Source organism: Pseudoalteromonas sp. TB41 (assembly GCF_000497975.1).
Taxonomy (GTDB): Bacteria; Pseudomonadota; Gammaproteobacteria; order Enterobacterales; family Alteromonadaceae; genus Pseudoalteromonas; species Pseudoalteromonas tetraodonis.
This window is the reverse complement of record NZ_AUTH01000075.1, coordinates 125,400-148,218: the sequence shown is the minus strand read 5'-3', so window position 1 is coordinate 148,218 and position 22,819 is coordinate 125,400. Positions and strand designations below refer to the sequence as shown.

At 39.9% G+C, this 22,819-nt stretch carries 20 protein-coding genes and 2 pseudogenes; 5 read left to right on the top strand and 17 right to left on the bottom strand.

Annotation, left to right across the window (positions count from 1 at the left end; genetic code table 11):
• The 3 genes and pseudogenes from L641_RS22310 to L641_RS0110995 all read right to left on the bottom strand — a co-directional run.
• Nucleotides 1–265: pseudogene (locus L641_RS22310) on the bottom strand (TonB-dependent receptor); the annotation flags it as partial.
• 88 nt (nt 266–353) lie between these two features.
• On the bottom strand, nt 354–551 hold the full coding sequence (locus L641_RS0111000; RefSeq protein ID WP_013464415.1) for a helix-turn-helix transcriptional regulator: 198 nt from the start codon (nt 549–551) through the stop codon (nt 354–356).
• A complete protein-coding gene (locus tag L641_RS0110995) occupies nt 548–970 on the bottom strand; it encodes a hypothetical protein (protein WP_024601917.1) in 423 nt (140 codons plus the stop codon). Before L641_RS0110995 ends, L641_RS0111000 begins: the two co-directional genes overlap by 4 nt.
• 341 nt (nt 971–1,311) lie before the next feature.
• Here L641_RS0110995 and L641_RS0110990 point away from each other — a divergent pair, with 341 nt between their 5' ends.
• A complete protein-coding gene (locus L641_RS0110990) occupies nt 1,312–2,517 on the top strand; it encodes an MFS transporter (protein WP_024601916.1) in 1,206 nt (401 codons plus the stop codon).
• A 53-nt stretch (nt 2,518–2,570) separates the two neighbouring features.
• Here the strand turns inward: L641_RS0110990 and L641_RS0110985 are convergent, their stop codons facing one another.
• Both L641_RS0110985 and L641_RS0110980 read right to left on the bottom strand, forming a co-directional pair.
• On the bottom strand, nt 2,571–3,617 hold the full coding sequence (locus tag L641_RS0110985) for an NAD(P)-dependent alcohol dehydrogenase (protein WP_024601915.1): 1,047 nt from the start codon (nt 3,615–3,617) through the stop codon (nt 2,571–2,573).
• Between the two features lie 119 nt (nt 3,618–3,736).
• Complete coding sequence (locus L641_RS0110980) at nt 3,737–4,450, bottom strand: DUF1499 domain-containing protein (protein WP_024601914.1); 714 nt, start codon at nt 4,448–4,450, stop codon at nt 3,737–3,739.
• 190 nt (nt 4,451–4,640) lie between these two features.
• On the opposite strand from L641_RS0110980, the gene L641_RS0110975 reads away from it, so the two are divergent.
• Nucleotides 4,641–4,862, top strand: a complete 222-nt coding sequence (locus tag L641_RS0110975) for a hypothetical protein (protein ID WP_008108632.1) — start codon at nt 4,641–4,643, stop codon at nt 4,860–4,862.
• Between the two features lie 76 nt (nt 4,863–4,938).
• Here the strand turns inward: L641_RS0110975 and L641_RS0110970 are convergent, their stop codons facing one another.
• The 3 genes from L641_RS0110970 to hrpB all read right to left on the bottom strand — a co-directional run bounded on the left by L641_RS0110970 (nt 4,939) and on the right by hrpB (nt 9,078).
• Entirely contained in the window at nt 4,939–5,889 is a 951-nt protein-coding gene (locus L641_RS0110970) for an ATP-binding protein (RefSeq protein WP_024601913.1), read from the bottom strand.
• On the bottom strand, nt 5,882–6,433 hold the full coding sequence (locus L641_RS0110965) for a heme NO-binding domain-containing protein (RefSeq protein ID WP_024601912.1): 552 nt from the start codon (nt 6,431–6,433) through the stop codon (nt 5,882–5,884). The genes L641_RS0110970 and L641_RS0110965 overlap by 8 nt, the downstream gene beginning before the upstream one ends.
• 218 nt (nt 6,434–6,651) lie before the next feature.
• Nucleotides 6,652–9,078, bottom strand: a complete 2,427-nt coding sequence (gene hrpB, locus L641_RS0110960) for an ATP-dependent helicase HrpB (RefSeq protein WP_024601911.1) — start codon at nt 9,076–9,078, stop codon at nt 6,652–6,654.
• Nucleotides 9,079–9,646: 568 nt separating this feature from the next.
• Between hrpB and L641_RS0110955 the strand changes: the two genes are divergently transcribed.
• On the top strand, nt 9,647–11,164 hold the full coding sequence (locus L641_RS0110955) for a DUF3360 family protein (RefSeq protein ID WP_024601910.1): 1,518 nt from the start codon (nt 9,647–9,649) through the stop codon (nt 11,162–11,164).
• Nucleotides 11,165–11,500: 336 nt separating this feature from the next.
• Complete coding sequence (locus L641_RS0110950; RefSeq protein WP_016899392.1) at nt 11,501–11,698, top strand: CsbD family protein; 198 nt, start codon at nt 11,501–11,503, stop codon at nt 11,696–11,698.
• A gap of 71 nt (nt 11,699–11,769) precedes the next feature.
• On the opposite strand, the gene L641_RS0110945 is transcribed toward L641_RS0110950, so the two are convergent.
• The 6 genes from L641_RS0110945 to L641_RS0110920 all read right to left on the bottom strand — a co-directional run bounded on the left by L641_RS0110945 (nt 11,770) and on the right by L641_RS0110920 (nt 16,587).
• Nucleotides 11,770–12,918 carry a lipase family protein gene (locus L641_RS0110945; protein ID WP_016899391.1) on the bottom strand — a complete coding sequence of 383 codons (1,149 nt, stop codon included), beginning with the start codon at nt 12,916–12,918 and terminating at the stop codon, nt 11,770–11,772.
• Between the two features lie 32 nt (nt 12,919–12,950).
• Complete coding sequence (locus L641_RS0110940) at nt 12,951–13,481, bottom strand: DUF6795 domain-containing protein (RefSeq protein WP_013464373.1); 531 nt, start codon at nt 13,479–13,481, stop codon at nt 12,951–12,953.
• A gap of 281 nt (nt 13,482–13,762) precedes the next feature.
• The gene (locus L641_RS0110935) at nt 13,763–14,458 is read right to left on the bottom strand and encodes an aspartate/glutamate racemase family protein (RefSeq protein ID WP_024601909.1); all 696 of its coding nucleotides are present in this window, start codon (nt 14,456–14,458) and stop codon (nt 13,763–13,765) included.
• Between the two features lie 422 nt (nt 14,459–14,880).
• The gene (locus L641_RS0110930; RefSeq protein WP_010391128.1) at nt 14,881–15,324 is read right to left on the bottom strand and encodes a hypothetical protein; all 444 of its coding nucleotides are present in this window, start codon (nt 15,322–15,324) and stop codon (nt 14,881–14,883) included.
• Nucleotides 15,325–15,381: 57 nt separating this feature from the next.
• Nucleotides 15,382–16,137 carry a hypothetical protein gene (locus tag L641_RS0110925; protein WP_024601908.1) on the bottom strand — a complete coding sequence of 252 codons (756 nt, stop codon included), beginning with the start codon at nt 16,135–16,137 and terminating at the stop codon, nt 15,382–15,384.
• Between the two features lie 69 nt (nt 16,138–16,206).
• Entirely contained in the window at nt 16,207–16,587 is a 381-nt protein-coding gene (locus tag L641_RS0110920) for a hypothetical protein (protein ID WP_024601907.1), read from the bottom strand.
• Nucleotides 16,588–17,368: 781 nt separating this feature from the next.
• Between L641_RS0110920 and L641_RS0110910 the strand changes: the two genes are divergently transcribed.
• Nucleotides 17,369–17,917, top strand: a complete 549-nt coding sequence (locus L641_RS0110910; protein ID WP_024601905.1) for a hypothetical protein — start codon at nt 17,369–17,371, stop codon at nt 17,915–17,917.
• Nucleotides 17,918–18,024: 107 nt separating this feature from the next.
• On the opposite strand, the pseudogene metH reads toward L641_RS0110910, so the two are convergent.
• The 3 genes and pseudogenes from metH to metA all read right to left on the bottom strand — a co-directional run bounded on the left by metH (nt 18,025) and on the right by metA (nt 22,676).
• Nucleotides 18,025–20,659, bottom strand: a pseudogene (gene metH, locus L641_RS0110905) (methionine synthase).
• Between the two features lie 9 nt (nt 20,660–20,668).
• Nucleotides 20,669–21,739, bottom strand: a complete 1,071-nt coding sequence (locus L641_RS0110895; protein WP_024601902.1) for a homocysteine S-methyltransferase family protein — start codon at nt 21,737–21,739, stop codon at nt 20,669–20,671.
• Nucleotides 21,729–22,676 carry a homoserine O-succinyltransferase gene (gene metA, locus L641_RS0110890; RefSeq protein ID WP_008465491.1) on the bottom strand — a complete coding sequence of 316 codons (948 nt, stop codon included), beginning with the start codon at nt 22,674–22,676 and terminating at the stop codon, nt 21,729–21,731. The genes L641_RS0110895 and metA overlap by 11 nt, the downstream gene beginning before the upstream one ends.
• Between the last annotated feature and the right edge of the window lie 143 nt (nt 22,677–22,819).

The following is a 22,819-nucleotide window of genomic DNA, read 5'->3' as shown; positions in this document are numbered from 1 at the left end:
CCAGTACCGCCACTCTATCGCCCATTAAACCATTTAAAACAGGTAAGTTAGCCATGCCACCGGCGGCTGAAAAGTTCACACCTAAATCAGTTAATAACGATTCAGATGAACCTAACGATAGGTGTTTGTTTTGTGCTTGACCGTGTACTTCAATCACTTCAATTGAGGCGTCATCTGCAAAGGCAACAGGCGATAGTACGCCACTTATAACAAGTGCCAAAGGTGATACTAAATAGGAGGTTAGGGGATTTTTTTTATCAGTCATTATTGATTTACCACAAAAACTTTGTGGGTAAATTATACGTGCTGCGGCAAGTTAAAAAGCGCGACATATTGTCGCACTTTGTTAATTTTTAACCCTGTTCGTCATCAAAAATGTCTTCTATTTTAAGTTTAAACAACCTTGCGGCCTTAAAAGCCAGTGGCAAGCTGGGATCGAACTTACCCTTTTCAATGGCATTAATCGTTTGGCGCGATACATCCAACAGCTCGGCCAACTTTGCTTGAGTGAAATTATGCTCGGCTCTTAACACTTTTAATCTATTTTTCATTCATCACCTGCGCAATAGTATTTATTAAGCACATACACACTAATTAAATACACCGCCCCCATTAAAAACATTAAGTCGGGTATTTGCGCTTTAAAATCAATTAAACCACTCAATTGTAAATTGGTGTATGCCAGCCCGCCTACTAACACTGCACCTAAGGTAAACCCCATGGCACTGAGATGTATTTTTTGCATTAATTCATCCATGCCTTGCAAATAGCGCTTGTTGGCTAAAATCATCCCTACGCCAGCAGCCAAATTTATAATAATAAAAAAGCCACTAATTAGCGCTGAACGATCCCAGATTAAAGTGGGGCCAAAGCTGCAAATAGCTAAAGTAAAAAGCCATATTAAGGTCCATTTAGCTAGGTAACTGGTATTTTTAATTTGGCGTTGTTTTAAATTTAATTCTGCTTTCATTGCCTTTATCCTGTTTTTAAAAGTAATGTTTACTTTACAAATATCATTCATGCCTTACAAAAAGTCAAGTTAACATTACATTTTAAATTTAACACTGCTTATTTTTGATTGCGTTAATACTTTGCTGAACTTACTTAACCATCCTTTGGTTGGCTTAAGTTAAATTTTATTCATCTTAAATTATGGTTTAGTCCATGACGAAAGAGAGCTTTTAATTTAAAATGCACGCCTCTTTACTCCTCATTTCCACATTCAACTAAATAAGCGTGTGTGCTTTATTTTTAAACGCACTGGCGTTTAGTTTGTTATTAAATTTTATTTATTATCTTCAAGGATTTTATATGGCCGTTGATACTACATCGCCGTCGGGTCAGCCCAATAGAACCGCTATTTTAATTGTGCTGGCGTTGGGTACTTTTATTTTGGGGTTATCTGAATTTTCTATGATGCCTATGTTGCCATTAATTAGTGAGGCTTTTGGCAGTACCCCGTCACAAAGTGGTTATGCTATTAGTGCTTATGCTCTTGGGGTGGTGGTTGGCGCACCCATTTTAATGTTGGCAACGGCAAATATGCGAAAACGACGAGCGCTATTATTATTTTTAAGCTTAATGTGTATTTCAAACAGTTTAAGTGCATTAGCGACCTCGTTAGAACAACTGGTGCTGTTTAGGTTTTTAAGTGGCCTTCCCCATGGCGCTTATTTTGGTGCCGCGTTATTACTGGCCTCTGATATAGCACCGCAAGGAAAACGCGCTAGCTTTATGTCAAAAGTGTTTATGGGCTTAACCATAGCCACTATCGTTGGTGTGCCGGTGGTGACATTGGTTGGGCAAAATCTTAGTTGGCGTTATTGCCTCGCTGCGGCTGGGGTGTTGGCGTTTATTGCCTTTATTTTTGTGTATAACGTGGTGCCTAATATTAAAAACACCCATACCTCTAACTTACTCAACGAATTAGGGGTGCTAAAAAACAAATTGGTTTGGTCAATATTAGGGATTGTTATTATTGGCTTTGGTGGCGTATTTTGTATTTATACCTATGTGGCCGATACGATCTTAGAGGTCACTCAGAGCGCGCCCTATACAATTTCAATTGCTATGGTGATGTTTGGTATTGGCTCTACGCTCGGTAATTACATGCTAGGTAAAGCTGCCGATAAATCAGCGATAAAAACCACCGGATTTACGCTTGCCTCTACTATTGTTTTTGCATTTGCATATGTAAGTGCCAGCTATAATATTTATCTGCTGTATGCGGTTATATTTTTTATTGGCTGCAGCTTAGGGCTATCAACCTTAGTGCAAACGCTATTAATGGATGTATCACCTAATGGTCACGCCATGATTGGGGCATTAGTGCAGTGTGCGTTTAATATTGCAAATGCTATTGGACCTTGGGTTGGCGGCATTGCTATTGCAAAAGGGGCAGCGCCAAATCAAACAGGCTATGTTGCTGCGGCTTTATTTTTAGGTGGGCTGTTAATGTGGTTGCTAAGTTATATACAAATTAGCGGTAACAAAACTAAACACGCACAGCCTTGTTAATAAAAACAAAAAGAGCCACTAAGCGGCTCTTTTTACATTCACTCTTTAGCGTATTAAACGCTAATAGATGACATATCAATAACAAAACGGTATCGCACATCAGAGCGCTCCATACGCTCATAAGCGGTGTTAATTTCGTCTATGTTGATCATTTCACACTCTGGCAGTACGTTGTGCTCACCACAAAAATCAAGCATTTGCTGTGTTTCTGCAATGCCGCCAATTAACGAACCAGCCACACGACGACGACCCATTAAAAGAGGAACTGTGTTTAGCTCATCTACTGGGCCTACTTGGCCAACAATAACCAAGGTACCATCGATATCAAGTAGTGGTGTGTAAATTGATAAGTCATGCTTTACAGGCACGGTATCAATAATGACATCAAACGCTGACTGCGCATTTTTCATTTCATTATCATTGTTTGATACTAAATAATGCTGTGCGCCGAGCTTAATTGCATCTTCTTTTTTAGACTCAGTACGACCAATAACAGTAACCGTTGCACCCATTGCTACTGCATTTTTAACCGCCATATGACCTAATCCACCAAGGCCTACCACGGCAACACGGCTACCTGTTTTTACACCCCATTTATGTAACGGTGAATAAGTAGTAATACCCGCGCATAGTAACGGTGCCACACGCGATAATTCTAAGTTTTCAGGCACTGATAATACAAACTCTTCGCGTACTACAAGGTGTTTAGAGTAGCCACCTTGAGTCATTTCGCCGTTAACTCTATCGGTACCGCTGTAAGTACCTACCATACCTTCACGACAGAATTGCTCTTCGTGATTATCACATTGGTCACAGCTTTGGCAGGAGTCAACCATACACCCTACAGCAACGGTATCGCCTTGTTTGTATTTTTTAACATCACTACCGACTGATATTACTTTACCTACAATTTCGTGCCCTGGAACTAATGGGTAATTACTACCACCCCAGTCGTTACGCACTGCGTGTAAGTCTGAATGGCATACACCACAATATAAAATTTCTATTGCTACATCGTTATTTCGTAAATCGCGGCGCTCAAAAGAAAACTCTGTGAGTTCAGAACCTTGGCTTTTTGCTGCATATCCGACTGTTTTCATAATAACTCCATAGTTTATTAAAAATCATACACAGTATACACTGTCAGCTATGAACATAAGCTGATCATGTGCAACTGCAAATATCCCCGCAAAGTGCAGGGCTGTTTTTCTGTTATCAATTATTCCACAACAACGGCATTTAACTCTTCAATGAGTGTTTTAATACGCTGCGCATTTTTACCTAAATCACTTTTACCAATGCGTGATTTACTGCGTATATCGACCACGCGTTTACTGCCTTTATCGTTAATACGAACCACAACATCGTCTTTAAAACCAAACCATGTTGTGGTGTCTGTCGCTTCAACAATTCCGTTATTAACATCGCTATTGACCAGTTCCCAGCCTAAGTTTTCCATTGCTTTAGTGATTGCTGCCACCAGCTCTGTTTGGGTTTGGTTGTACTCGAGCGGTTTTAGCTCTGGGTACGCTTTACGTTGCTGCGCTGCGGTTTCTTCACCCGCGTAAGCAACCGGGTTTGGCGAATCTGCACGCAAAGGCACTACCGCAACAAATTTAGGCGGGTTAATCAAATCGGTAGAAATATCATGAATTGGCGGAACACTTTTTGCGGTGTTCATCATGTTAATCGGCATTGCAATAGCAACTGCTGCAAAAATAACCGTGACAACAGCACTGACTAAGCTCACTGTTTTACGCATAAATAGCACTTGAATCAATAGCAAGGCTAATGCTGCACCACCTACATAAACGCTTAATCTAAAACCGGCAAAGGCAGTACCTAGCTCAACCATATTAAATTTATAAAGAGGCCCCGGTAATACCACCATTAAAAATGCGATAAGCCCAACTAAGCTCACTAAATGTTTCATTGCCTACTCCGTTTTTGTTATGTCGTTATTGTTTTCAAACAGCTTTATACTGTTAACACTCCAATTTAGATTACTATGACCGATAAGTATCTATAAAGTCATAATTTATTGTCCTTTTAAAGTAGATAACTTGACTCCTTGGTAAAAATCAACAAACTACGGGGGTAAAATTATCAGGGTATTATTATTTATGAAAACAGAGATTAGTTATCGATTTGAATCATCCCAAGTTGCAAACCGTTTTTTACACGAATTAAAAGATTGGCCAGTCAATGACGTAAAAACACGTCTTTTTAATGGCGGCGACAGCGTTAAAGTAAGCTACGAGTATGATGAAAGCGGATTTGATTATACCGTTGCCGAACTTGATGATTTAGCCGAGCAACACGGCGGACAAGAAGTATCGAGTTAAGATACTTATACCTACGCTCAATAGCCACAACACACTTTGTAGCCATGCCTACATTGTAAACTTTAAGCTTACAAAGTTATGTAGCAATAGGTATTACACAACGTATTAAAGACCCCATACCCACTTTACTTTCAACCTCTATAGTGCCATTGTGCTCTTTAAGTACATTGTAAACTATAGCCATTCCCATACCAGTGCCTTGGCCTACGGGTTTAGTGGTAAAGAAGGGATCGAACATTTGTTTAAGTGTATCAGCGTCCATTCCACAGCCGTTATCTGCCACCTCTATGTAAATATTGTTTTCATTGGCAAACAGCTTAACACTTATTTTTCCTTGCTGATCGCGCAAATCGTCGCAGGCGTGTTTGGCATTAATTAATAAGTTTACAAACAGTTGTTTCATCGATGATATATTACACCGTGTTAGAGGTAACTTTTCAATGTGTAACTCTATAGCACACGTCCCTAGCTGGTTGTCGAGTAGTTTTAGTGTGCCATTGAGTGATTCTGTAATATCTGCCATTGCAGTTACGTTGTCTTTTAGGCTTGCAAAGTCGACAAGGTTACTAACAATATGAGCGATACGCTCTAATCCCTCTTGGGTATCATCAACTAAGTCATCAATATCGTCCACAATAAAGCTTAAATCGTTCTCTTGATTGAGCTGAACTAAAATAGACTCCAACTGCGATACTGAAATCGATTTATCTACAAATTTTTGAGCCGCCGTCATTAACGAAACCAGCACGGGCTTTATAAATTTTATACTTTCTACATTACTGGTTATATAAGCAAGCGGGTTATTTATTTCGTGGGCCATCCCAGCAGAGAGTGTCCCTAGCGTGGCCATTTTTTCACTTTGCATTAAGGTTATTTGTTGGTTTTTAACCGTTTCGAGCTTTTCTTCCAGTTCTTGATTAACAATAAACAATGCCCGTGTTTTGTCTTCTAGTAGGGTTTCTAATTGATCTCTGGCTGATTTTTCGCGCAAATACGCTTTTTTATAATTGTAGTCGTCTTCAGCCATGGGGAGTCTCATATTTTATTTCAATTAAACACGAATCAAACCCATCATGCATACACTGGGCATGATTAAGTTTAGCATCAACCCCATAATGAGCCGCAGCACCAAAAATAAGCCCTTCGGCGCACATACAAAGCTGTCGCTTAGAGTTGTAACGCATTAAAATAAACCCGTCTTCAATAATTTGGGCGTCAATTTCAGGTAAATTAGGCTCATGATAAAGCTTAGCTACTTCAACATGAATTACTTTATCAATACCAATAATGAGATCAGCAAAACAATTAAAGTTAGCAACAATGCTTGGATGACGTGCCTTTAAGTGAGAAAATAAATACTCTCCAAAGGCCTTTAATACCTCTGGCATAGACATAGAAAGTGCAGTGGCTACATCTTGGGCTAAACCAACTATTTCTTCATCTGGATAACTTTCTGCAGAAATATAAACACGACCCTCCGGTGCATTTTTTTCAAGTAAGTCGTCCCATGCAGCCATGTCACATTTTTCAATAACCAGTGCTTCAAGCCCTCTAAAGATAACGCCTTTCATGCATGTTCCCTCTATTATCACTTTTAGATTGTTAGCTGCATCTTCAATTAGTTACAAACGCTTGCTACCTTACTGCTCATATGTACACTAGGGTAATAAGTCTTACCCTATAAATATCAGCATTAAAGTAATAATAGTTTAGTGCTTGTAAAACGCCCAAAAATGTTCGTTATTTGCATGGTCAACATTTAACACTAAGTAAAATTAAGGAAGCGTGATCACATTCTGCTTTTTACTCTATTAGTGGCAACGCTATTGGCAGGATCGTCTGGCCAAAAATGTTTGGGGTAGCGCCCTTTCATCTCTTTTTGTACCTCGCGGTAACTACTATTCCAAAAATGTGCTAAGTCTTGGGTTAACTGTAGTGAACGCTTGCCTGGCGATAACAACTCCATTAGCAATGCTAATTTACCGTTAGCTAGCATAGGTGTACTGGTTAAACCATATACCTCTTGCATGCGCACACTAAGCTTGGCAGGTCCATCAAGTTGGTATTCAATTTTTATGTTAGAGCCACTTGGTACTGTTAGTCGCAGTGGGAGTAAAGATTTTAGCTCGCTTTGCTGTTGCCAATTAAAACAGTTTTGTAGTGCCTCAAAATAATTAAACTTTTTAAGTTGCTCAAGGGTTTTAATATTTTCAAGGTACACCCCTAACCAATCACCTGCTGTTTCAATGAGCTGCTGCTGATTAATAACAGGAAACTGTTCTGGCATCAATTTGCTGGCTAGGCACATTCTAATAAGTAACTGCTCACTTTCTTTTTGCTCGTTAAACAGTGAAAAGCCCTGCTTGGCAAACACACTAAGCCATGCCTTGGCACGCTCTGCTTTATCAAGCTTATGTTTACTTGGTTGGCTACTAAGGGTAATTTCTCCAAGTTTTACTTCATCTTGATGAATAAACCGAGCAGCTTTTTCATCAAACTCGCAGCGGGTCAACTCAGTGAATAAATGCGGTAAATACTCTTTAAGCGCTAATGGATTTAGCGCCGTGGCCGCAAAAACTCGCCCGCCTTTGTGTCCGCCCATACTGGCAATAGCTATATATTCGTCATTATGCCAGTAGTCAGGGTTTAGCTCGACCCCTGCGCCATTAGCAAGTAAGTAGCCATTACCGCGTTTTTTAGCGATGCGATCTGGATAGCCAAGCGACACTAATAAGCTTAAATGATCGGTGTTTAAGTCTGTTTTGCTGTCGGTAAATTTTAAGCGTTTTAACCAATAATTTAATTGTTGCTTATACACAGGATGCGGACGCTGCTGTTGACTATGCAGTGCTAGATTAAGCTCATTGGCAGTGTTAACTCGGCTTTCTAGTAAGGCGACTAAATAAATAGCTAAGCGATAAATTCCGCTTAACTGTGGTTCTAACATTTGCGCTTTTAATAACATATGCGCTAAGCGAATATCGGCACCAAAGCCCAACATTTTACTCCCCAGTGCGGTGAGCTTACCGTGGCTATCTATCGCTTCAAGCATAGATAATAAATTGGTAGCTTGGCTGCATTGTTGCTCACTCGGCGGGTCAAGTAAGGTGAGTTCACTAATGCTTGCGCCCCACTGCTTCGCCTCAAGCATCAGTTGGCTAATATCTGAGGTAAGAATATCAGGGTTATCGTGGCTGTTTCGTCGCTCAAAAGTTTGTTTTGAACCTAAACGATACACAACCCCTGGTTCTATTCGTCCTGCACGCCCTGCGCGTTGTACTGCCGATGAACGAGATATACTTTGCGTAGTGAGCTCAGTTACACCGGTTTTTAAATTAAAGCTGGCTGCACGGCGCTTGCCGCTATCAATCACAATTCGAATGCCTTCAATGGTTAAGCTGGTTTCGGCAACATTGGTGGTCAGTACTACTTTTCGCATCCCTTGAGGCGCAGGTGCTATTGCAGCTTGTTGATTGGCTTTATCTTGCTCACCAAATAAAGTGGCGACTAGGCAGTTACTAGGTAAGTCGCTCAATGCTTGTTGCACGCACAGTATTTCTCGTTGGCCGGGTAAAAATACCAGCGCACTGCCGGTTTGCTCATTGAGTGCTTGTTTTATAATAGCGGGGATGGCATCAAGCCAGCGGCTTTCATCTTTTATTGGGCAATATATTTCGTCAATCGGGTAACTTCGCCCGCTTGACTGAATAACTGGGCAATTAAAAAATGCGGTATAACGATCGCTATCGAGGGTGGCCGACATCAGCATAATGGTTAAATCTTCACGTAGCGCCGCTTGCGATTCTAAAGCAAAAGCCAGCGCGGTATCTGCTGCGATAGAGCGCTCATGAAACTCATCAAAAATCAGTAAATCAACATCACTGAGCTCAGGGTCATTTTGTAACATGCGTGTCAGCATGCCTTCGGTGGCTATTTCAAGGCGCGTGTTCACACTTACTTTACTCTCACCTCGCACCCGTAAACCAACACTTTGTCCAAGGGATTCGTTTTGGCATTGGGCTAGGTAATTGGCAATATTACGTGCAGCTAAGCGTCGCGGCTCCAACATCACTATGTGTTTATAATGCCCATCGCGCATAAGCTGTAATGGCAACCACGTCGATTTACCTGCACCAGGCGGCGCTTGCAGTAAGGTGATTGAGTTGGCTTTTAATGCATCAATGAGTGAGTTATATATTTCTTGAACCGGCAGCACGCTATTTACCCTAAATTACTTTGCCGCCATTGTAGCAAAAATTATCGTTTTATTATTAAAAAGCAAGTGGCGTTTTAAGTGATTTAAATGCCCTTAAATTAGCTCGTGATTGCATTTCGTTTCAAATACCTAGTAGGTATAAAGCTGTAAACCGAAGCTACAGCTAAGTAAATACTCTTTTTAATTATTACGTTTTGCGCAACTTCGCGGCTAATTGTATTTATAATAAGCAAAAAGATGCTAACGTCACCTTTATTAGACTAAAGAATGATTGCTGCTGAATCTGCTGATTTTATGACCTTTTCGCTATTCTGCATGACAAGATCACACTGTAAAAACAAAACAATAAACCACTGAATTTAAAGACCTTTTAAATTTAACAAGCCAGTTACAACACATCCCTTTGCTATTTTTGTTAACACTTACAAAGCGTTAAACTGGGCTATGCACGACCTTTTGCCTAATTACAATCTGTAGCAAGCTGTTTTACCCTGCGCACTCAACGTTCATTTGCTTTGTAAAAGCTGTATTTTTATTTTGAGTTAGCAACTAAGTTGCAGGAGAAGTCATGACCACCAAGCCGCTAGATGATAATTCATCTGATGCTATATCAGGAGCGGATACTCAAACCGTGTCCGATAGCTATGAAAATCTTCATAAGCCCAGCTCTGAGTTTGAAAGCCGCGACGCTTACCTAGAGCACGAACTGCAAATTATGCAGCCAAAACGCTGGCGTCCAAATTTACCATTTAGAGATTATCGCTTTGAATTTGAAGACACCATTCCAGCGATGGCCGCTACTATAGGTAAAGTAGTCATGGTTGCAGCCATTGCTGCCACGTTTGCAGGCCCTTTGGGTTTAAGTGATGGCTTTGTACTTGAAAACGTACGCTACGAACTTTTAATTGTTTCGCTATTTATTTTACTATTTTCGGGCTTTATTTTACCGACCGCTAATTTAGCCGGTACTCATGGCCCACTCATTCCATTAATTCCTATTGTGGTTGCCGCAGGCGGACATCCTATGGCCTTTGGTTTACTCATAGGTGCCTTTGGATTGATATTAGCATTTAGTAAAGGCGGCAGCCTCATGGCCAAGCTCACCAGTAAAGGGGTGTGTGGTGGCCTACTCCTCTATTTAGGCTTTGTGGGTACCATTTCACAAGTTAAAAAGCTGTTTGCATGGGCTGAAGAAATTCAAATGACCCATATTGCTTTTATCGTAATCTTAGCCACAATTTTACTTTATGCTTTATTGGAGCATTACAAAAAACGCTGGTTAGCCGTGCCACTGAGCTGTTTAATTGGTGGTTTTACTGCTTTTGCATTGGGCGCACCGTTTGAGTTTCATACCGCACCGGGCCTACCAAACATGAACCCTATGTACTGGTGGGGGGAAAACACTGGTTGGATGCTTGGTTTACCAACCGCTGAAAGCTTTGTAGTTGTACTTCCTTTTGCAGTTTTAGCGGTTGCTATGTGGTCGCCTGACTTTTTAGGCCATCAAGTATTTCAAAAAATTAGTTACCCAGAGCGTACTGAAAAAGTACAAATGAATATTGACGATACCATGCTTAGCGCATCAACAAGACAAACCTTTGGCTCGCTATTAGGCGGTGCTAACTTTGCGTCATCTTGGGGCACTTACATTGTTCCTGCTGCTATTGCAAAACGCCCTATTCCTGCAGGCGCTATTTTAACTGCGTTATTTTGTATTATCGCGGGTGTTTGGGGCTATCCAATGGACTTAGCTATTTGGCAGCCAGTATTATGTGTTGCCTTAATTGTAGGGGTGTTTATTCCACTACTTGAAGCGGGTATGGAAATGACCCGTGAAGGTAAAACCACGCAGTCGGCAGCTATTGTGGTGTTTGCCTCAAGCCTAGTAAACCCTGCATTTGGTTGGTCACTGACTATGCTTTTGGATAACTTGGGCCTTATTGGCTGTAAAGAAAGAAGTGCTGATTTATCACGAATGAGCCGCTGGATCATCCCACTTATTATGTTTGTGTTATTAACCGGTGTAATGGCACTGGTAGGTATGCTGCCAGGCATTCCTGCGCTAATGCCAAGCTTTAGACATTAATTCCTTTATTAAACACCAAAGCGAGCTTTAACAGCTCGCTTTTTTTGTACTTATAAAAAACCAGCACAGTGTCCCTGCAATAATCCCCCCTGAAGTAACAGCCCCTGAAGTCACAGTCCCTGCAATAATTACAAGCCACCCTGCAGAATTTTTATAAAGCTCGCCACCAGCTAAAAAACTTTACGCATCAAAAAACCATAACCAGTTGATATATAAATAAAATTAAAATTTTACTTTCTGGTATAGCCTTTGCAACTTTATAAGTGAACGTTAAAAATCATTTTATTAGTAACGCTTTTAAAATGAAAAATCATCACTCTTAATAAGGAGCTAATTATGAATAGCGATCGTATCGAAGGAAATTGGAAAGAACTTAAAGGTAAAGCGCAGCAAAAATGGGGCGATCTTACCAACGATGATTTAGATAAAATTGAAGGTAGCCGTACCGAGCTTATTGGTAAAATTCAGCAAAAATACGGTAAATCGAAAGAGGAAGCCGAGCGCGAAGTAAATGACTTTGAGAAAGGCCATTAAAATAAAGCGTGTTAACAGTTTTACTTGCTAATAAAAAACCGCCAATTGGCGGTTTTTTGTATACCTTAATTCTAGGAAGGTTTTGCTAATGCTAGCGCTTCGCCAGCAAGTGCAAAAATATTTTTAAGCATTAATTGCAAAATATGCCTAATAGAAGCGTAAGTAAAAGAAATCACCTGAAATGGATAGCCACAAAATGTCAGCATATGCCCTAAAATCCCTTTTACATCTTTAGTACAATTTTTAGAAAAATCAATGCTATCAGCTAATGCTTTAGCTATCTGATCGTATACTGTGAGAGCGTTCGAAAAATGATTTTGTATCGCATATAATTTACCAGTCTCACGTAAATGAGTAATTAAAGCTGCACCAATTTTCCGAGCCCATTTAGAGGTGCGGCTACATTCGAGTCGTCTCTCATAATCAAGCCTTACCTCTTCTTGAATTCGTTTTTCCATTCCCTTGTTAATAGCAGAATAACTTTTGAAGTTGCTAGCTGTATGCAAATATCCTGGCGTATCCTTAGTCATACTATGTGCTTTTGGAGTAATAGTGGCAGCACCGTGTAAAATATATTCTTGCTCCGTATGCATAAATGGCCACACAGGCACTAAAGGAACTGGGTCGGCTGCATGTACACAACGATAAATGCTATTATCTGTTGCGGACTCAGTTTTTACTGCAAAACTATTATAACCAACTCGCGGCGCACCAAAAGTATATAATTTTACATTCGCTCCAAAACGTTGCTTTAACCAGTTAGCAGCTAAGTTTGCTAAAGCACCACCTAAACTATGACCTACAACATGAATGTTTAATTTTTTCTTAGTGCTTTGTTTAAAATACAGCTCTAACTGATTTTTGAAAGAGTTAAATGTATGGTTGAAGCCTGCATGTACAGGTTGATTATTACTACAAGTACTTAAACCACAATGTAAGTCAGTAACAACATCACGTATTTTTGCCGTGCCACGTAAAGCTAAAACATAATCATCTTCATATGCACCCTTCTTACCTTTTGCAATACAGCCAAAATTGGTCGAGTGATTAAAAACTCGCTCAAGAATAGAACCACTTACACCTTTTATAGATTCTGATTCGAATGAAAATAAAGAGCTAATCCTTTCAAAATATGGATTAGCTCTTAAGCCTCTTTTATCAAGGCTTTCGTATGAGATAGCAGCAAAGTTAGCAGCTATTGCAGGGCTTAAAACATTCATCAATATTTCCTTATAATTTAGGTTTTGTTTTATTAATTTTCATCCGTTTCAATTTCTGAAAGGTCAAAATAAGCATTTTTTTCCACTACTTCAAAATCATCAGACCAACGACAAATACTTAAAGCTTCAAATTTATAGCCTTCAGTTTTTTTATTCTCAAATTTAAAAAGAACCTTTTCATCAGTGGTATCGGCTATTAATTGCCTTAATTTTTTTGCATATTCCTCTCGGTATTTAGCGCCTGACAATCTGGAACCCCAAAGGCAATATTCTTCATGATTGTAGGATAAATAAATAGCTTGAGAAGTAAAAATCTCAGCAAGTGGGACTGCTGGTTGATTAGAACGGATATTAATTTCAGGTAGTAAGAAACTTCCGTTCTTATCGGTGTAAGTGAAATCTTCAGCACATTTGCCATCAGAAAAATTTAATACTCTGTCTATTCTCACATTAGATAAAGGCTTGCCCTTTTCACTAACTTGGCCTTTCACCTCAGGGCACAAGTGCACTTTGTAAGCACCAATATGATTACCAAACTTTTTAAGTGTCGTTAAAAATGACATAAACAAGAAGCCTTAAAAATAGGCCGTGAACATTTTGTGGAGGGTTGCTACATGATTCCCTATAAGCTTAAATATTCACATGCCTTTGTAAATAGACCTCATATGATAAACAAGCCTATATAAAATACAATAATTAAAGCTTCAGATGTATAGGTTAAAGGAAGTTAAGCCGAGCGCGAAGTAAATGACTTTGAGAAAGGCCATTAAAATAAAGCGTGTTAACAGCTTTACTTGCTAATAAAAAACCGCCAATTGGCGGTTTTTTGTTATCTCAAGCTTAACTATTTTGCCAGTGCTAACTTCACTGCTGCCTCGGCATGTATTTTGGTGGTATCGTAAAGCGGAACCTGCGTATGTTGTGGTTTTACCAACAAGGCGATTTCAGTACAGCCTAAAATAATAGCCTGTGCGCCTTGTGCAAATAAGCGCTCTATAATACGCACATAATCAGCTCGCGAATCGTCATCAATAATCCCTTGGCATAACTGCGAATAAATAACCTCGTGCACTCGCTTTCGCTCATTAGGCTCAGGTATTAATACCTCAATGTTATGCTTATTAGTTAAACGCTCTTTGTAAAAGTTTTGCTCCATTGTAAATTGCGTTCCCAACAACCCTACTCGCGTAATGTTATCGTGCTTTAGTTGCTCAGCGGTGGCATCGGCAATATGCAAAATAGGAATGGTAATATTACTGGCAATCTCATCGGCCACTTTATGCATAGTGTTGGTACAAATAAGTAAAAAGTCGGCACCACCAGCCTCTACAGATTTAGCTGCCTTAGTGAGTAACTTAGCTGTTTGTTGCCAATCACCTTGATGCTGTAGCGCTTCAATTTTTGCAAAATCGACGCTCACCATACAAATTTTAGCACTATGTAGCCCACCCAATGAGTTTTTAACGCCTTCGTTTAAAGCTTTGTAATAGCTGGCTGTTGACTCCCAACTCATACCTCCGAGCATGCCAATCGTTTTCATAAAATTGCCTTGTTTAATAGTGGTTAAGAGCAAGCCGATTACTACACAGATATGCGACAAAACAATAAGCAAAGATACCTGTAAAGCCTTGTATAGCGAACCCTCTGACTCATTCTGCCTTACTGTTTTGCTAACTATCAGATGTTGACTTAACAACGAATTTTTCGAATACACAATTTAGTGGGAAATAAATTACCAAATAAATAGCTAGGAAAAGTAAAAACTCCATATAAAAAGGTAGATCTTTTAGGTTTATTATTGAATCAGTTAAATAGCGGCTAACAAACGATGTAATGAATGCAGATAAAAATATAATGACTAAGTTTGAAGTTTTTTTATTCATGTAAATCCTTTTAAAAAAGCTAATTGCACAACCAATTTCATTATCGTAGTTTATGCGACTACAATTATTGTTTTAATATTTATATATAAGATAATTCAATATCTACTTTTACCACATCATTTTTAATAGCCCATTGAAAAGCATCACTATTTTCAATAAACGCCCTAAGACTATCAACCTCATTTAACGCAGAACACCACTGACTCGTTGTTGAAAGCGCAAATGCAGCCTCGCTTGGTAAAAATTTAAAAGTCGTACTAAGTTGCTGCATAGCATCTGTAGCTTCATCTATGTCGTCTAAATCAGGAATAATTTGGCGTGTAATATCAACAATAAAGTAGTCTTTACTCAGGCTATCTTCCCCGCACTGAAAAAGAAGCATATCGCCGTCATTTTCTAAAATAGTATTTTCAATTCTGTAGCTTTCATATAAATCAATAACCAGTTTAATCAACTGTTTAATATCATTGTTTTTATAAAATTCAGAGCTTTCAATTTTTATCTTGATATCTTCTATTTTCATATTTTATTTCTAATTCTGTTTAATCATTAGTAACTATGTACTCTTTTCGATACTGTATTAACCTTTACTTACAACGTCTTCAAATAACAATTGCTTATCGTTTTTATATACTTCAAGCCAACCTGGTGGTGAGGTATCACAGCCAATTACAGTAACGTGTAATATGTAACTATAGCGCCCGTTTTTAAACGTATAACTGTGATTACCGCCACTGCCACTAAACGTTATCTCACCATGAATTAAAACGATATCAGGCCTATCCCTTGGGCTTTTATCAATACTCCACGATGCATAGCGGAAGTTTCCATCGCCTAAATCATCAATGCGAACACGATAGTTAGCTGTTTTCCAATCAAGTATTGGTTTTTGAAAGGTTTTAATACTTGAATGGAGTGATTGTTTATCTTGAGCGATTAACTTTTCTGCATGTGCTTGCTCAGTGATATTTTGTGTATTCACAGCAATAACTTTGCCGTCTGTGTCTACCCACATTACGCCGTTATTGAGCATAATGCCGCGCCAGCCCACTTTATCCCAATCAGTATCGATATTTGAACTGGCAATAACTGCGGCGAGTTTATCATCAAACACTTCATCAAAACGCTCTATCAACTCAGCTTCATTTTTAATATCAGGCAATGGATACTGCCTTTTTAGAGGGTAGCGAATATGCGCAGCAATCGCAGTTTTATCATGCGTTTTAAAAGCAGCAATAACAGGTAAAACACTCTCGTGATACTTTTGCTCAAGCGCAAATGTGTTCGATGTGAAAAATAGAGATAGGCAAAATAATATGTAATTTAGATACTTCATTGATAGTCCTTTATTCAAAGTAATAGAATAGATTTATAAAGAGATTAAATGTGTAACTCCTCTTAAAGCTTAGCCTTTACTATTTTTTAAAAAGGCAGCAAATTTGTGAGGCGAACTATCATAAAATAAACGTATTATATTTTCTGTTTCATCTTCATTTTTATCTATAAAGATTTTGAAGGTGTTACGCTTAAAAAAAGGTCCAAGAAAGCGCCTTCGGATAGAAACACTGGTAGAAATGCACCATAAACTTTTTTCTAGGCAACTTATTTGTAATGAAGCCTCATTATCCCCTAAAGCTTGAAAAAATAAAATTTTCATGGCGGATTCTGAATTTTCATTCTCCCAAATAAAACTTTTGAAAAAGGTTATAGCTTCACTAATGTTTGGTTGTAATGGAACATCCTGCTCCGCTTCCTCATCATAATAGCCACAAAAAATATTTTCCATTAGTTATTTTTTCCTTTTAAGTTATAAATTTTCCGCTTAAAGAAGCTAAAAGTTACATTAAATAAACCTTATAAACTATACAGTTTATTAGTAAATATATAGATTATTAATCCGCATATAAACGAAGCTAGTACATTTAAATAAATTCGAACGTTATAGCTTTTCACGAGCCGCTCTTTTATTAAAGTTAATGGGATCAAAGCTAAGCACAAATAAGCAAACCAAAATGATACAAATATATCTGCTAATCTAGATTGCATTAAGGGAGCGCTATTGCCATATCTTGCGTTACTTATTGCCTCAAAACTCTCACGATCGAATGCTATGGCAGCTACTGCAAATAAAAAAATTATATGAGTAAATAGTAAAGCTAAATTTAGAGTTCTTTTTAACAAGCTAATTTCATGAGTTTTAATAGTCCGCGATCCTTGCATTTAGTTTTTCTGCTCTTAAAAATTGATACGATGATAATATTTTTATATAAACTAAACCTGCTTTACGCTTTTTTAAAATTGACATAAGACACCTTACTTTTTTTTAGCCTAAACAAAGCCTGCTATTTCGTTTTTCACAGTGAAAGATTTAAAGTGGAGTCTAGTTTATTTATTCTTGTAGGCGCTCTTGTTGAAGGAACAGCTATGTGTTTAATTTATACTAATAGGATAACTAAAAAATTATAGCTAGTCTAAGAGTTGCTTATAATGCACATGACGAAAACCGTATAAAGTTTAACCGTAATTTATTTGTATACCTTATTTAAATGATGATTAAAGGGAGTTTAATGAAACACGAAAGAATAACGTTAAGTAAAAATATAAAGGGTATTTTTTTATTTACTTTCTTCTTTGTGCTCACCATTACTCTGCCTATGATCTCATACAGTGAGGTGACACTCGTTTTTGAAACTTTGAATCAACATCAGCTAATCTTTGAGGAGAAGAGTTTTAGTGCGTGTTTAATTTTATATACGCCAGCATTTGCAATGCTTACTCGACTGATATTCTTAAAAGTAAGAAATATTGAAATAAAGCCTGAGCTTTTAATTAAATGGTATAAGGTCTGTGGGGTTACTCTGATTTTGCTATTGATTTCAGTTCCTACTTATACCTACTTTATTGAAAGTAAGATTAAAAGTGAAGGCTACACTGTTTGTAATTCGTATAGCACCTCTAGGGGGGCAGATATTTGGGTTACCTCTCAACACTACTGCATTGAAAAGGGTTACAGAGTCAGCTCAGAAATAATAGATTGGTTAAAACAACAAACGACTGAGCCAACACCAGAAGATGTTATAAAAAAAGTAGATGAGCTAATCGCTAATAATCCTTAAAGATTTTTTATGTGTAATTTAAAAAACGAGCCTAACTTGGCTCGTTTTTGTTTTACTGATAGCTGACAGCTAAAAACTGACCGCTTCAACTTTTGACTGCTGCTCTTCTAATCAGGATCATACCCCAAGTTAGGCGATAACCACCTTTCGGCTTCTGCGAGCGTCATATTTGTTCGCTTGGCGTAGTCTTCCACTTGGTCACGTTGTACTGCCGCTACGGCGTAGTATTTCGCTTGTGGGTGTGAAAAGTACCAACCCGAAACCGCAGCACCTGGCCACATGGCGTACGAGCTGGTGAGCTGCATACCAATACGTTTTTCGGTATCGAGCAACTGCCAAATTTTCTTTTTCTCTGTGTGCTCAGGGCACGCTGGGTAACCGGGTGCTGGGCGAATACCTTGGTAGTTTTCACGTATTAGTTCATCGTTTGCGAGGTTTTCATCCGGTGCATAACCCCAATACTCTTTACGCACTTGTTCGTGCAAGTATTCAGCAAACGCTTCAGCGAGTCTGTCGGCAACCGCTTTTACCATTATTTTATTATAGTCGTCTTGCTTGGCATCGAACGCATTGGCGAGGTCGTCCTCTTCTAAACCACCCGTTACCGCAAACGCACCAAAGTAATCGGGTGTGCCTTTTGGCGCAATGTAATCGGCTAGGCAGTAGTTAGCAAAGTCGGTTTTTTCGGTTTGCTGACGTAAATGGCATGAGGTAGTTAATAGCTCTTTTCGCGTTTCGTCGGTGTAAATTTCTATATCATCGCCCACACGGTTAGCTGGGAATAAACCAATAACACCTAATGGCTGCAAAGTGCCTGACTTTTCAAGCTCATCGAGCATGTCGTTGGCGTCTTTAAACAAGCTTTGTGCTTGTTCGCCCACTACTTCGTCGGTCATTATGCGCGGATATTTACCGGCGATTGACCAGGTCATAAAGTACGGCGTCCAGTCTATGTATTTGCGTAGAGTCGCGATTGATACATTTTTAAACTCGGTCACGCCCAGCTTTTTAGGCACGGGTGGTGTGTAGTTATCCCAATCGAGCTTTGCAGCATTATCGCGGGCGCGCTGTATGGTAACTGGTTTTGAGCGCGGCTTTTTGCGTGCTTGTTGTTCGCGTACTTTGTCGTACTCGGCGGTGGTTTTAGCTAAAAATTCTGCTTTATGCTCTTTAGAAAGTAAGTTAGACACCACACCCACAGCGCGGCTGGCGTTATTTACATACACCACGCCTTTGTCGTACTGCGGCTCTATTTTTACTGCGGTATGCGCTTTTGAGGTGGTTGCCCCACCAATCATGAGCGGTAGCTCAAAGCCACGACGTTTCATTTCTTTGGCAACATGTACCATTTCATCAAGCGACGGGGTAATTAAGCCTGAAAGGCCTATAATATCGGCTTTTTCGTCAATCGCGGTTTGCAGTATTTTATCTGCTGGCACCATTACGCCAAGGTCGATTACTTCGTAGTTATTACATTGTAGTACAACGCCTACGATGTTTTTACCTATGTCATGCACGTCACCTTTTACGGTAGCCATAACAATTTTACCGTTGGTGGCGCCTTCTTCTTTTTCGGCTTCAATGAATGGGTCAAGGTAGGCCACGGCTCGCTTCATCACACGAGCCGATTTAACCACTTGGGGTAAAAACATTTTACCGGCACCAAATAAATCCCCAACCACGTTCATGCCATCCATGAGTGGCCCTTCAATGACGTGAATAGGTTTATCGGCGCCAGCACGGCACTCTTCTGTATCTTCATCTATAAAGGTGGTTATGCCTTTTACAAGGGCGTGCTCCAAGCGCTTCTCTACAGGCCAAGTGCGCCATTCTAAATCTTCTACCCGCTCAGCTTGTGCCATGCCTGAATATTTAGGCGCAAGTTCAACAAGGCGCTCGCCCGCACCGGGGTCGGTGTTAAGAATTACATCTTCTACGGCTTTACGAAGTTCCTCGGGGATGTCGTCGTAAACCGCAAGTTGCCCTGCGTTTACTATGCCCATATCCATACCCGCTTTTATAGCATGGTATAAAAACACCGAGTGAATCGCTTCACGTACTGGGTTATTACCTCTAAACGAGAACGATACGTTTGATACCCCACCCGACACTTTACAGTGCGGTAAGTTTTGCTTAATACGGCGGGTGCCTTCAATAAATTCTACGGCGTAGTTGTCGTGCTCTTCTATGCCGGTGGCAACGGCAAATATGTTGGGGTCGAATATAATATCTTCTGGCGGGAAGCCAATTTCATCAACCAAAATACGGTAGCTGCGCTCACAAATTTCAAACTTACGGTCTGCAGTATCGGCTTNCTTGGCCGTCAGTATCAAATGCCATTACAACAGCGGCGGCACCAAAGCGTTTTATAATTTTAGCTTGGCGAATAAACGGCTCTTCACCCTCTTTAAGCGATATTGAATTTACAATGGCCTTGCCTTGAATACACTTTAAGCCTGCCTCTATTACTTCCCATTTAGAGGAGTCGACCATAATAGGTACTTTAGAAATATCAGGCTCTGAGGCAATTAAGTTTAAAAACTTCACCATGGCCGCTTTTGAGTCCAGCATGGCTTCGTCCATGTTGATATCAATAACTTGGGCGCCATTTTCTACTTGTTCGCGGGCCACATTAAGGGCGGTCTCGTAGTCTTCTTCCATGATCAAACGTTTAAACATGGCCGAACCAGTTACGTTAGTACGCTCGCCGACATTGGTAAATACTGCAATTTGTTGGGTCATTGGCGGCTCCTAATTTAAGTTACAGGCTTCTAGGCCTGATAAACGCATACGCACTTCAAGCTCAGGTAATTTTCGTGGTGCTGTGCCTTCAAGCCCTTTAGCAAAGGCACGAATGTGCGCAGGCGTAGTGCCACAGCAACCGCCAACAATATTAATAAAGCCCGATTTACCCCAATCTATGATCTCTTTTGCCATGTCGTCTGCTTCTAAGTCGTATTCTCCAAACTCATTGGGTAAGCCCGCGTTAGGGTGAACAGAGACAAAGGTTTCGCACACGCGCGATAGCTCTTCAACGTATTGGCGCAGTAAATCTGGCCCAAGAGCGCAATTTAAGCCAATTGAAAGCGGCTTAATGTGGCGAATAGAGTTATAAAATGCTTCGGTGGTTTGCCCTGAAAGCGTGCGGCCTGAAGCGTCGGTGATAGTGCCTGATATCATCACTGGCAATTTGCGCCCTGCTTGTTCAAACGCTTCTTCTACTGCGAACGATGCCGCTTTTGCATTAAGCGTATCGAATATGGTTTCGATTAAAATAATATCTACACCGCCTTCCATAAGCGCCAGGGTCGACTCAACATACGCAGTCACTAACTTATCGAAAGTGATATTACGATAGCCGGGGTCGTTTACATCCGGCGATAACGAACAGGTTTTAGATGTTGGCCCTAAAACACCTGCTACATAGCGCGGTTTTTCTGGGGTTTTAGCACTAAATTCGTCACATACAGCGCGGGCTAACTTAGCTGACTCTAAATTAACTTCACGGCTTATACTCGCCATGTCGTAATCTTCCATCGAAATGGTGGTCGAGTTAAAGGTGTTAGTTTCGATAATATCGGCTCCGGCGGCTAAAAAGCTGCGGTGTATATCAGTAATAATTTCAGGCTTGGTTAGGCTTAATAAATCGTTGTTGCCTTTAATGAGCACGTGCCAATCTTTAAAACGTTCACCACGGTAGTCTTGCTCTTCAAGCTTATGCGCTTGGATCATGGTTCCCATTGCACCATCTAAAATTAAAATGCGCTGTTTGAGCGCAGCGCTCAGCTCTTGATGCTTATTGTTTTGAGGATTATTCGGCATAGTTGTTAGTCCTTACGTCTTGGCTAACTAAGTTAATATCATAGGGTGTGGTTTGGTAAACGTAATAATTTAACCAGTTTGAAAACAGTAAAAACGCGTGACTTTGCCATGTTTTAGACGGTTGCTTGCTGGTATCGTCATCAGGAAAATAGTTTTCGGGCTTTGGCGCATCAGGGCTTTTTTGTAAATCGCGCTCATATTCGGCTTTTAAACTGTCGGCATCGTATTCTGGGTGGCCGGTAATAAACACTTGGCTGCCCGATTTATTTTTAAGTAAATAAGCCCCGACTCGTTCAGAGCCCGCTAATACCACCAGCTCTTCACAAGCGTTTATTTTATCTATATCTATGTGGCCATAACGTGAGTGCGGCACTAAAAAGGTATCGTCAAAGCCGCGGGTAAGTGCACCATGGGCAAAGTAGCATTGATGGGTAAACACTCCGCAAAGTTTATTGTCTTTTAAATCGCGCTTTAAATTATAACGGTGATATAAAGCCGCGTGGGCAGCCCAGCACGAAAACAAAGTAGAAGTTACATGCTGCTCGGCCCAATCAATAATCACTTTGAATTCTTCCCAATACGCCACTTCTTCATACTCTAAATGTGCCAAAGGCGCACCGGTAATTAATAGTGCATCGTAATTATTGTTTTTCACTTCTGAAAAGTAACGATAAAAGGTATCTAAGTGTTGCTCTGAGTTGCTACTGCTGCGGTGCGTATCAAGGCGTAATAGCTCAACATTTACTTGCAGCGGAGAGTTAGCCAACAAGCGAATAAACTGTACTTCGGTTTCTACTTTATTAGGCATAAGATTAAGAATAGCCAAACGCATAGGGCGTATTTCTTGCGTTTTTGCACGCGTTTTTGGCATTACAAACACGTTTTCATGACGTAAACGTGCAATAGCTGGCAATTCGTCTTCTACTGTAATTGGCATTCTTAAAGCTCCTGCTCATAAAAACCGAGAATTAATACGCTCTCATTATGAACAGAATGTCAAAAATATCAACCTCTAGATGTATAGATGTCTAAATGAAATTTATTCACGCGTTTTGTACAAATTGAATATGTACTTTAAAA

Bases quoted from the DNA above. Each gene is read 5' to 3' on its own strand.
- L641_RS0111000 (WP_013464415.1), bottom strand. From the start codon at position 551: ATGAAAAATAGATTAAAAGTGTTAAGAGCCGAGCATAATTTCACTCAA.
- L641_RS0110995 (WP_024601917.1), bottom strand. From the start codon at position 970: ATGAAAGCAGAATTAAATTTAAAACAACGCCAAATTAAAAATACCAGT.
- L641_RS0110990 (WP_024601916.1), top strand. From the start codon at position 1,312: ATGGCCGTTGATACTACATCGCCGTCGGGTCAGCCCAATAGAACCGCT.
- L641_RS0110985 (WP_024601915.1), bottom strand. From the start codon at position 3,617: ATGAAAACAGTCGGATATGCAGCAAAAAGCCAAGGTTCTGAACTCACA.
- L641_RS0110980 (WP_024601914.1), bottom strand. From the start codon at position 4,450: ATGAAACATTTAGTGAGCTTAGTTGGGCTTATCGCATTTTTAATGGTG.
- L641_RS0110975 (WP_008108632.1), top strand. From the start codon at position 4,641: ATGAAAACAGAGATTAGTTATCGATTTGAATCATCCCAAGTTGCAAAC.
- L641_RS0110970 (WP_024601913.1), bottom strand. From the start codon at position 5,889: ATGGCTGAAGACGACTACAATTATAAAAAAGCGTATTTGCGCGAAAAA.
- L641_RS0110965 (WP_024601912.1), bottom strand. From the start codon at position 6,433: ATGAAAGGCGTTATCTTTAGAGGGCTTGAAGCACTGGTTATTGAAAAA.
- L641_RS0110955 (WP_024601910.1), top strand. From the start codon at position 9,647: ATGACCACCAAGCCGCTAGATGATAATTCATCTGATGCTATATCAGGA.
- L641_RS0110950 (WP_016899392.1), top strand. From the start codon at position 11,501: ATGAATAGCGATCGTATCGAAGGAAATTGGAAAGAACTTAAAGGTAAA.
- L641_RS0110945 (WP_016899391.1), bottom strand. From the start codon at position 12,918: ATGAATGTTTTAAGCCCTGCAATAGCTGCTAACTTTGCTGCTATCTCA.
- L641_RS0110940 (WP_013464373.1), bottom strand. From the start codon at position 13,481: ATGTCATTTTTAACGACACTTAAAAAGTTTGGTAATCATATTGGTGCT.
- L641_RS0110935 (WP_024601909.1), bottom strand. From the start codon at position 14,458: ATGAAAACGATTGGCATGCTCGGAGGTATGAGTTGGGAGTCAACAGCC.
- L641_RS0110930 (WP_010391128.1), bottom strand. From the start codon at position 15,324: ATGAAAATAGAAGATATCAAGATAAAAATTGAAAGCTCTGAATTTTAT.
- L641_RS0110925 (WP_024601908.1), bottom strand. From the start codon at position 16,137: ATGAAGTATCTAAATTACATATTATTTTGCCTATCTCTATTTTTCACA.
- L641_RS0110920 (WP_024601907.1), bottom strand. From the start codon at position 16,587: ATGGAAAATATTTTTTGTGGCTATTATGATGAGGAAGCGGAGCAGGAT.
- L641_RS0110910 (WP_024601905.1), top strand. From the start codon at position 17,369: ATGAAACACGAAAGAATAACGTTAAGTAAAAATATAAAGGGTATTTTT.
- L641_RS0110895 (WP_024601902.1), bottom strand. From the start codon at position 21,739: ATGCCGAATAATCCTCAAAACAATAAGCATCAAGAGCTGAGCGCTGCG.
- metA (WP_008465491.1), bottom strand. From the start codon at position 22,676: ATGCCAATTACAGTAGAAGACGAATTGCCAGCTATTGCACGTTTACGT.